The 9,768-nt window shown below is 50.0% G+C and carries 9 protein-coding genes; 7 read left to right on the top strand and 2 right to left on the bottom strand.

Annotation, left to right across the window (positions count from 1 at the left end):
* From trpD to H6F50_RS02250, 6 genes are all read left to right on the top strand, one after another.
* A partial coding sequence (gene trpD / locus H6F50_RS02225) for an anthranilate phosphoribosyltransferase (RefSeq protein WP_190425860.1) occupies window positions 1–766 on the top strand: 766 nt, incomplete at its 5' end.
* A gap of 247 nt (window positions 767–1,013) precedes the next feature.
* Window positions 1,014–2,165 (top strand): glutamine-hydrolyzing carbamoyl-phosphate synthase small subunit, encoded by a 1,152-nt coding sequence (gene carA, locus H6F50_RS02230; RefSeq protein ID WP_190425875.1) that lies wholly within the window; start codon window positions 1,014–1,016, stop codon window positions 2,163–2,165.
* 222 nt (window positions 2,166–2,387) lie between these two features.
* The gene (locus tag H6F50_RS02235) at window positions 2,388–2,756 is read left to right on the top strand and encodes an anti-sigma factor antagonist (protein WP_190414821.1); all 369 of its coding nucleotides are present in this window, start codon (window positions 2,388–2,390) and stop codon (window positions 2,754–2,756) included.
* 339 nt (window positions 2,757–3,095) lie between these two features.
* Window positions 3,096–3,533, top strand: coding sequence for a ribonuclease III domain-containing protein (locus tag H6F50_RS02240; protein WP_242028867.1), 438 nt, complete (start codon window positions 3,096–3,098; stop codon window positions 3,531–3,533).
* A gap of 412 nt (window positions 3,534–3,945) precedes the next feature.
* On the top strand, window positions 3,946–4,866 hold the full coding sequence (gene rlmB, locus H6F50_RS02245) for a 23S rRNA (guanosine(2251)-2'-O)-methyltransferase RlmB (protein WP_347277130.1): 921 nt from the start codon (window positions 3,946–3,948) through the stop codon (window positions 4,864–4,866).
* A 61-nt stretch (window positions 4,867–4,927) separates the two neighbouring features.
* Window positions 4,928–5,215: a DUF1816 domain-containing protein gene (locus H6F50_RS02250; RefSeq protein ID WP_190414796.1), complete on the top strand. Its 288-nt coding sequence runs from the start codon at window positions 4,928–4,930 to the stop codon at window positions 5,213–5,215.
* Window positions 5,216–5,435: 220 nt separating this feature from the next.
* On the opposite strand, the gene H6F50_RS02255 is transcribed toward H6F50_RS02250, so the two are convergent.
* Together H6F50_RS02255 and H6F50_RS02260 are read right to left on the bottom strand one after the other, a co-directional pair.
* A complete protein-coding gene (locus tag H6F50_RS02255; RefSeq protein ID WP_190425880.1) occupies window positions 5,436–6,287 on the bottom strand; it encodes an alpha/beta hydrolase in 852 nt (283 codons plus the stop codon).
* A gap of 5 nt (window positions 6,288–6,292) precedes the next feature.
* Window positions 6,293–7,009: a CAP domain-containing protein gene (locus H6F50_RS02260; protein ID WP_190425882.1), complete on the bottom strand. Its 717-nt coding sequence runs from the start codon at window positions 7,007–7,009 to the stop codon at window positions 6,293–6,295.
* Between the two features lie 528 nt (window positions 7,010–7,537).
* On the opposite strand from H6F50_RS02260, the gene H6F50_RS02265 reads away from it, so the two are divergent.
* Window positions 7,538–9,768, top strand: a 2,231-nt coding sequence (locus H6F50_RS02265; RefSeq protein ID WP_190425885.1) for a PAS domain S-box protein, incomplete at its 3' end; no start/stop codon positions are given.

The following is a 9,768-nucleotide window of genomic DNA, read 5'->3' on the forward strand; positions in this document are numbered from 1 at the left end:
GGCATCAACCTTTAATATCTCTACCGCTGTTGCCTTTGTAGCCGCTGCTGCTGGCGTCTCAGTTGCCAAACATGGCAATCGCTCGGCTTCGAGCAAAGTTGGATCGGCGGATGTCTTGGAAGCGCTGGGAGTTAACCTAAACGCCAGCAGTGAGAAAGCACAAGCCGCACTAGAAGAAGTCGGGATTACCTTTTTATTTGCACCCGGTTGGCACCCAGCGCTCAAAGCGGTGGCATCGCTGCGGCGAACCTTGAAAGTGCGGACGGTCTTTAATTTATTAGGCCCATTAGTAAATCCGTTACGCCCTACCGGGCAGATCATTGGGGTGTGCGATCCTAACCTGGTCGTGACGATTGCCCATGCTTTAGGACAGTTAGGAACTCAGCAGGCAATTGTTCTGCACGGACGAGAGAAACTGGATGAAGCTGGATTAGCAGACGCGACAGATTTAGCAGTGCTGTCTGGTGGTGAGGTACAACTGACAACGCTGCATCCCCACGAATTAGGCTTGACACCAGCACCCACCACGTCGATTCGGGGTGGAGATGTTGAGGAAAATGCCGAAATTTTGCGCGATGTCCTTCAAGGAAAAGGAACATCTGCACAGCAAGATGTAGTGGCTTTAAATGCGGCGTTGGCACTCCAAGTTGGGGGCGCGATCGCAATGGGTAGCCATGCGGAGGGCATTACAATGGCTAGAGAAATCTTGGGTAGCGGTACTGCCTGGTCGAAGTTGGAGCAGTTAGTTGAGTTTCTGAAAAATTAGCCATTCGCTCATGTTTTTTTGAATGGGTGATGTTTATACAGTAGGTCTCCCGATAGTAGGGGCATAGCAATGTCATGCCCCTACAATCCAATACACCCAACCTTGGAATTGCTATCGTCGCCCCTTCAATTAGGAGCTGCCAAATGCGATCGCATTCTCACACAGTACCCCCTACCTCTTATCCCAACGGCTGTGAGATGCTAACTTACCAACTAAGAAGTAATTTCTAAAAACTAACCACTCCCTTATGTCTATTTCTTCTCCTCAACCAGCTCTGCTCGTCCTTGCCGATGGCACGTCGTACAAAGGCTGGTCTTTTGGTGCCCCTGGAACAGCTATCGGTGAAGTGGTCTTTAACACAGGTATCACCGGCTACCAGGAAGTCTTGACAGATCCCAGCTACTGCGGTCAGATTGTCACCTTTACCTATCCAGAATTAGGCAACACTGGCGTCAATCTAGATGATGAAGAATCGAATGGTCCCCAAGTGCGGGGCGCGATCGCTCGTAACATTGCCTCCCGTCCCAGCAATTGGCGTTCCAGCCAGTCTTTGCCCGATTATCTCAAGCAACACAACATTCCAGGCATTTACGGCATCGATACCCGTGCCCTTACCCGAAAGATTCGCTCTGCTGGTGCCATGAATGGCGCGATTTCCACTGAAATTCTTGACGCCGTTGAATTGTTGGAGAAAGTACAAGAAGCTCCCAGCATGGCAGGATTGAATCTAGTTCGGGAAGTGACGACTGCCAAAGTCTATGAGTGGTCTGACCCCACCGAGTCGAGTTGGGAATTTAGTCCTGGAATCCCCTCAGAAAGCGGGGAACCCCTCACGGTGGTTGCCATTGATTTTGGCATCAAACGGAACATCCTACGGCGTCTGGCGAGTTACGGTTGCCGCGTGGTCGTGGTTCCCGCCAATACACCCCCCGAAGAAATTCTCAAGCACAACCCGGATGGAATTTTTCTTTCCAATGGTCCCGGCGATCCCGCTGCTGTCACCGAAGGCATCGAAACCACAAGGGCGCTGCTAGAAAGCCAGAAACCGATGTTTGGGATCTGCATGGGGCACCAAATTCTTGGTCTTTCGCTGGGGGCTGACACCTTCAAGCTCAAATTTGGTCATCGGGGCTTAAATCAACCCGCCGGTTTTGAGAAGCAGCGAGTGGAGATTACCAGCCAAAACCACGGGTTTGCCATTGACGCAGATTCTCTAAATCCAGAAGTAGAAATTACTCACCTAAACCTGAACGACCGCACCGTGGCTGGGTTGCGTCACAAATCTCTACCTTTCTTTTCCGTGCAGTATCACCCAGAAGCTAGCCCTGGCCCTCACGATGCCGACTATCTGTTTGAGCAATTTGTTGAGCAGATGAGATCGCATAAGCGTAGCGCCTAGATGCGATCTCATTGCCTCGATAAGACCCGTTAGCGAGTAGATTTCCCCCTCCTTGCGCGAGAGGGGGAAAGAGGGGTGAGGGGTGTCCCAGATGAAGTAGAAAGTCTTAATATCCTTGCTCGGTCGCGAATAACTAAGGACGAATTACAACAGATGCGTATATCCGCGCATTGTGTTTTATAATAAAGCCTCGACTAAGGACAATCCAGCTAGGAGGGTGTTATTCCTGAGCCACTAACCCTAACTGTCAGCTTAAGAGGCACTCGCGAAGTTAGGGACAATTATCAGCTATTCCGCCTCACAGGCTTATTGGATGCTTTTTCCGAACCCACATTTCGGAAAGTTATCAGCAAGTGTATTGAAGATGGACCCAGCAACGTTGTGCTGGATCTTTCCAAAATTGATTTTGTTGATAGCTCTGGATTGGGCGCTCTAGTGCAGCTGGTGAAAAAGGCTCAAAGTCTTGAGGGTAGTTTGCAAATTGTTACAAATGCCCGCGTGACTCAAACTGTCAAGCTGGTTCGCTTAGAACAGTTTCTGTCATTGCAGCCTTCAGTCGAAGCGGCATTGGAGAATGTCAAGCCTGCTTGACCTATACAGAGGCGCGATCGCGTAGCGGCGCGGATGCGCTTTTCGTATGCCGCGATGATTCGGCTACTCGCGCTTGAGGGGCGGGTTCTAAAGCCCCCGCCCCAATCATTTTCAAAAGTCCTGAACCGGGAATGGTGGGGAAACAAAGAGCAGCAGTGCAGAGGCGTAGGAGACAAGGGAACAGGTAATTACCGATTACCCCCTACCGACTCCCGACTCCCCATACCCCATCCCTGATTTTCAGGCAAAAGCATTAAGATCAACTAGAGGGCGAGGTAGGGCATAGATGTGAGTTCACAGGAGGAAGAGTGTTCAGATTGGCTGAATACTAACCCCGTACTGGGTGAAACCAAAATATCGTTGAACTCGATCTGGGCGATCGCAGATCGTCGCACGCAAATTCAGCGGATTTCCCCGGCGTCTTTAGCTTATCTAGGAGATGCCGTGTATGAGCTTTATATCCGTAGTTTTTATCTACTGCCACCCAAGCGATCCCACGCTTATCATGACATGGTAGTGGCGCAAGTGAGAGCTGAAAGTCAGGCAAAAGCATTGCGATCGCTCGAACCCCACCTTACCAACACAGAATTAGAAATCTTGCGGCGGGGACGTAACGCCGCGGCAGGTCGTCCCAAGCGCCTCGATCCCGAAATTTATCAACAAGCTAGCAGCTTAGAGACGTTGATGGGCTATCTTTACCTAACAGATCCCCAGCGATTGAATCAGCTGCTGAGCTACTTAGAGCTAAATCCACTTCCACAAGTTAAAGATTCTTAACAATATGGCCGATCAACATCGCCGCCCTCAGCCTCCAAGCAGATCCAGCGCCAGTCGAGGGAAGCCCATTCGAGCCAAGCGTGCCTTCCCAAAGCGTCTTGGGGACAATCGGATTGGGAAGCGAATTGTAGAGCAACAGACGCCCCAGGATCGTTCCTTCTCTGATAACGAGGATGTCAATCGGGATTCGCGCCCAGTTGGGAAGCACGAGCAAGTCAAGCCAATTCTCCAGCGCCGAGAGCGTCAGCAAATCCGTCCTCCTTCCCGTCACAAAGACACAGACTCAATTGACACGCGCCGGGAGCGTCAGCAAATCCGTCCTGCCTCCCGCCACAAAGACACAGACTCAACTGACACGCGCCGGGAGCGTCAACAAATCCGTCCTGCTTCCCGCCACAAAGACACAGACTCAATTGACACGCGCCCGACAGACAACTTCAAGCCAAAGAAGTCAATTCCCAACCGTCACGAACGGGAGATCCCCAGAGGTCGTTTTCAGGACGAGGATCGAGCAGCAGCAGCCGCACCCGAAGAAGAAAGCGATCTGATTTATGGACGGCATCCTGTCCTCACAGCGTTGGAAAAACATCGCCAGCTGAATCGGGTTTGGATACTGCCAAATTTGCGTTATGATTCCCGGTTTCACTCCCTCCTACTGAAAGCCAAGGAACGGGGAACGGTAATCGATGAAGTCAGTGCGCGCCGCTTAGAGCAAATTAGCCACGGGGCAAATCACCAAGGCGTGGTCGCTCAAGTCGCACCCTACGCTTACACTGACCTGAGTGAGTTAATCGCTCAGGCAAAATCCGTCTCGGAGCAGCCAGTGCTGGTGGTAGCGGATGGCATTACCGATCCCCACAATCTAGGAGCGATTATTCGCACGGCAGAAGCTTTGGGTGCCCAGGGATTGGTGATCCCTCAACGACGAGCAGTGGGAATCACATCCGCCGTCATGAAAGTGGCAGTCGGAGCTTTAGAAACTTTTCCTGTTTCCAGAGTGGTTAACCTCAGCCGTGCCTTAGAAGAATTGAAAGCGGCTGGCTTTTGGATTTATGGCACCGCCGCAGGCGATGGTCAAATGTTACACACTACTCAATTTTCCGGGCCAGTAGTATTGGTGATTGGTTCTGAAGGTGAAGGATTGAATCTTCTGACACAAAAGTGTTGTGACTTCCTGATTTCGATTCCGCTACAGGGAAACACACCGAGCCTGAATGCGTCAGTCGCAGGGGGAATGGCTCTTTATGAAATCTATCGTCAGCGCTGGTCGAATCGGCTCTACTTGAATAATCTTTCAAAAGAGACTTTCAAAAAGAAAGATGACAGAATATAACAGAATGTAAAGAACAACCTTTTAGAAGACTGCTTTGTATCCCCTAAGATAGGCCAAAAACATGAAGGAATTCTTGATTAACATTCTCCACTTCTTTGGATGGGCTTCGTGGGTTGAGATTGTCACAGACAACCCCCGTTGTACTTACTACTTTGGCCCTTTCCTCAGCTCCCAGGAAGCTGATAGAACCAAAGCTGGTTATATCGAAGACCTGGAAGCAGAAGGAGCGAAAGGCATTAAGGCTACTGTGAAGCGCTGTAAGCCAGAGAAGCTGACGATTTACGATGAGTCGGGGGAGCGTTTTGACCGCCAAAGAACAGCCACGTTTTTTAGCGGTCAGCCTTCTTAGGTTTTGATCTTTTTCACAGGTGATATCCACTTCCTTTGAATCCCCATCTTTGGCACCTTACCTCTAACCTCTCTGGGTTTGCCAGAGGGGTACGCTCGCTGCGGATAGATGCTTCTGGGATGCTAAGAATTCACAAGATTGGAAGGATACCAGACTTGAACTTGCATCCCCTCTGGTCGGGGCTGCATCACTTCGGGACAGGGTGAGGCGACGATGGTATCTAAACTCCGGCTGGCGTCACGACTTGTGGATGGCTATCGAGCCAAGAGTCAATGTCCCGCAGTACCCGTTCGGGAATTTCCCAGGGAAATAAATGAGCGGTATTCGGGTAGCAGTGCCATTGGCAATCCTTGAGGTGATGAGCCGTTTCTAAACTCGACTCAGGGGTGATGTGGCGATCGCTTGCTCCTGCCAGCATCAAACTCGGACATTGGATTTGCTGGAGATCCGCCAATCGGTTGTAACCAGCTCTCAGAGCAGTATTGAGTGCCTGCGTTGCCGCCGCTGAGGTTTGCAAGTAAGCTGACATCGCTTCCAATGCGAGGTAGCGGTAAGCGCCAGGGGTATGTTGTCCGATCAGGTAGCGATAGAGCGATCGCTTCCCAAAGGTCTCAATATTCCATTCCCACCCAGGCTGTACCCGGTTCACGATCGAAGCCAGCCCCGTGTAGAAATTATCCTGCCAGCTGATTGGCGGATGATTCCCACGGGGGCGTGCTGCTGTGGCAATCAAAATTAAACCCGTGACTCGCTCTGGTAGCCTCAGCGCCAACTCCATCGCCAAAATCCCCCCTAACGACCAACCCAATACCAGGCAACGCTCAATCTGGAAGCGGTCTAGAAGCGCCTCCAAATCGGTTAAATGGTCTTCCATTCTAAAATTACCCTTGATGCGACTATTGCCGTATCCCCGGAGGTCAGGGGCAAAAGTTTGGAATTTTTGGGATAAGTGGTTAGTGAAGACAGACATACTGCTGCCTAACCCCGGATGACCGTGTAGACAGAGAATTGGAAAGCCTTTTCCCTGGCGGAGAACGCTGAGCTGATGAGATGAAGAGGACGAGTGATGCATGAAGCCTATTTCTCTTTATATCCTCCAGCATAGGTAATCACGCACATCGATTTGTATTTTGCGTGAGACCCAAAAGCCACTCCTGCGACTCGGAAAGCCGGGTTGAAAATGTTTTTTCTGTGACCGCGATCCGGAACTCCATCATCAATGATTAACTGCATGACGATAGATTGAGGGGTGTCAGAGCCGTAACTAATATTTTCGGCTGCGGTGGTTTGCCAGGAACCGTAGCGGTTGATGCGAGAAAACGGATCGCTGCGATCGCTCCCATTGTGACCAACCTTACCTTTTGGTCCTTGGTCTTTCACATGATCCCTAGCCCCCAATGACATCCCTTTAGATGCACTTAGAGGTGGGAGAGGACGAGTGGATTTCAGGAAGCGAATCGCTTCATCGACGGCTTTCACACCTTCTTGGGTTTGTAAAAAGACGTTTCCAGACATTCTCACTTGCTTACCTTGGAAGCGTTTTTTCCAATTCTCCAGTACGGCGGCATAGGCGGCGGGATTTTTCCGCGCCTTATTCATTTCAGCAATCACTCCTTGTTCCAGCGGTGAGAGAGTAGTTGCCTGCGCTAGCAAGAGAGAGCCTTCTTGAGAAAGACTAACGGGGACAATATTACCGCTAACATTTTCCACAGACTGCCGCGCTTGAGCGACAAAAGGAAAGAAAGTAGCGACTAGGACGATGGGGGCAAATGCCCAAAATTGAATTCGACGCATAAGTTACCTTAAAACTCGCTGCCACGAGTTGATAAACTGTCCATATAAGATAAATAGACAGCACCCCACGAGAAAGTTTCCCTGTTCCTGTTGTTGACAAACAGGGGATTGCCTAGAATGTCCAGGGTTGGTGCTAACTGAATTTCATTGTGAATCGCCCCATACCCGATGTCATCGGTGTGATCGCGTACTACTTAGCCTTGAAGTTAACTTGGAAGCCGCGTTCAGTAAGTTTGTATAATTCGACACAATTAAATTCTTGTATTGAACCTGATTCAGAATTTAGGGCGCTGGTAAGGCGGAATGTAGCACGCTTATCAGTTGTGTTGGTCAGCGATAAAACTTATCAAAATAGGCAGAATTCTTCTCGTTTTTTGCAATTCGTCATTTCAACAAATGTTACTAGCGTTTGTGTAGAGGGAACTCTAGATATTGAATCCTCTTTGTCATCATGCATGGTATGCAGATGGGGAGGGGCAGAAGCCGCAGTATTGGATACTGTCCAGTGTAGGAACCAATCCCTAATTCATGAAACAGCACTTCCCGGCTCAGAGCCAGATGAAGCACGATTGCCTTTGTTTCCGATTCATCGAAAACCTACCCTTGGCGGCTGCCATTCTCGATAGCAACCTCAATTATCTGCTCTTCAGCCAGCGGTGGTTGAGCGAACTGGGACTGAAGCAACCAGAAATTATTGGGCGATCGCATCCTGAAGTTTGCCCCTCGGATTGGGAACCCTTACAGGCAGCATACCAACGTTGTTTGACCGAAGCAGTCGAGATGTTGGTAGAAGAACCGTTTCAGCGAACGGATGGCTCAACTGGTTGGCGCAAATGGGAGATTCGTCCTTGGCAAGATGAAACCGGAGTGATGGGCGGCATCATCCTGGCAATCGAAGATATCACGGAGCGCAAACAAGCTGAGGCAGCTTTAGCCGTTAAGGAGGCACGATTTAGAGATACCACCGCGAATCTACCTGGGGTGATTTTCCACTTTACCAACCGGAAGGATGTCTGGAGAGTAGATTATATGAGCGAAGGAATCTGGAATCTTCTAGGCGTGACGGCTGAGGTGGTGATGGCAGATTTCGGCGCGTTCATTCGTCAGGTGCATCCTGACGACTTAGAAAGCTATTATGCATCGGTCACTGAAGTGATTGAGCAATCCATCCCTTGGCACTATGAAGGGCGATTAATCAAGCCAAATGGAGAGATACGCTGGTGGCAGGGTAGTTCTATCCCTACAAAAAACAATCAGGGTGAAATCATCTTCTGTGGGGTGCTGCTGGATATCACGGAGCGAAAGGAAGCGGAAGCAGCACTGAACCAAGGGAAGCTAGAGCTAGAACCACGAGTCGAGGAACGCACCCAGGAACTCCGAGCGGTGGTGGCACACCTGCAAGACGAAATTCGAGAGCGAGAGCAGGCAGAAGCCGCTTTGAAAGAGAGCGAGGCAGAACTACAAGCGATTATCGATAACTGTCCGGCAGTGATTTATTTAAAGGATATTCAAGGACGACACATTCGGGTTAATCGGGAATTTGAACGGTTATTTGGTATTACCAGAGAGGAGATTAAAGGAAAGACGAATTACGACTTGTTTCCCCAAGAAATGGCTCAGCAGTTTACACAGAACGATCGACGGATTCTGGCAGGGGGAAAAGCCATCGTCTCAGAAGAAGTTATCCTCCATGAAGATGGTTTGCATACCTACGTTTCGGTGCATTTCCCAATTCTGGATGAAGCTGGTGTGCCTTACGCGCTGGGTGGAATTTCGACGGATATCAGCGATCGCAAGCGCGTCGAAGACGAACGCAAACAAGCAGAAGCAGACCTGCGCGAACGCAATGCCCTCTTAAACTCTATTTTGGAAAGTACACCAGACTTCATCCTTGTCAAAGATCGGCAGGGGCGTCATATCGCGCTCAACTCTAATTTGGCAAACTTCTTTGGAAAGCCAATTGAGGAGATTCTTGGCAAAGACGATTCTGAACTGCTACCTCCCGACATTGCCCACCAAATCATGGCGAGAGACCGTCAGATTATGGAAGCAGGCGTTACTGAAGCTTATGAGGAAGTGGTTTCTAATGGTGACATCAATACCACCTTTTTAACGACAAAAGCTCCTTGGCGGGATGCTCACGGTAACATTCTGGGTATCGTTGTCATCACGAGGGATATTAGCGATCGCAAACGGGTAGAAGATGCCTTGCGATTGTCCGTTCAGCAGCTAAAAGAGCAAGCACAGCGCGAACAGTTAATTAATCGGCTCACCAACCAGATTCGCAATTCTCTTGACTTTGATGCCATCTTAGAGACAACATTGCACGAAATCCAGAAAGTCCTTCAGACCGATCGATGTCATCTTGGCTGGTATCACGGCAATGTAGAGGAGCCATACTGGGAAATTTCTCCGGAAGTTCGCCTTGCTCACCTACCCGATTTGACCGGACGCTATCCTGCATCGGCATTCGGTGTGTTAGCGACCAAACTTCTAAAGCTGGAAACCTTACGAATAGAAGATATCGAGACGGTAGAAGATCCCACTTGGCGAGACTTTGTACGCACGCTAGGAATGCGAACAGTACTGATTATCCCCGTTCAGTTACCTGGGGGTATGGTTGTCGCAATTTGCTGTAGCCACAGCACCGAACCGCGTTGCTGGAACGATAGCGAGGTCGAGTTGTTACAGGTCGTGATCGAGCAGTTTGCGATCGCGCTCAACCAGGCAGACCTGTACAATCAAACCCGTACTAAAGC

The organism is Coleofasciculus sp. FACHB-712 (assembly GCF_014695635.1).
Classification (GTDB): Bacteria; Cyanobacteriota; Cyanobacteriia; order Cyanobacteriales; family FACHB-T130; genus FACHB-T130.

Bases quoted from the DNA above. Each gene is read 5' to 3' on its own strand.
- carA (WP_190425875.1), top strand. From the start codon at position 1,014: ATGTCTATTTCTTCTCCTCAACCAGCTCTGCTCGTCCTTGCCGATGGC.
- H6F50_RS02255 (WP_190425880.1), bottom strand. From the start codon at position 6,287: ATGCATCACTCGTCCTCTTCATCTCATCAGCTCAGCGTTCTCCGCCAG.
- H6F50_RS02250 (WP_190414796.1), top strand. From the start codon at position 4,928: ATGAAGGAATTCTTGATTAACATTCTCCACTTCTTTGGATGGGCTTCG.
- H6F50_RS02260 (WP_190425882.1), bottom strand. From the start codon at position 7,009: ATGCGTCGAATTCAATTTTGGGCATTTGCCCCCATCGTCCTAGTCGCT.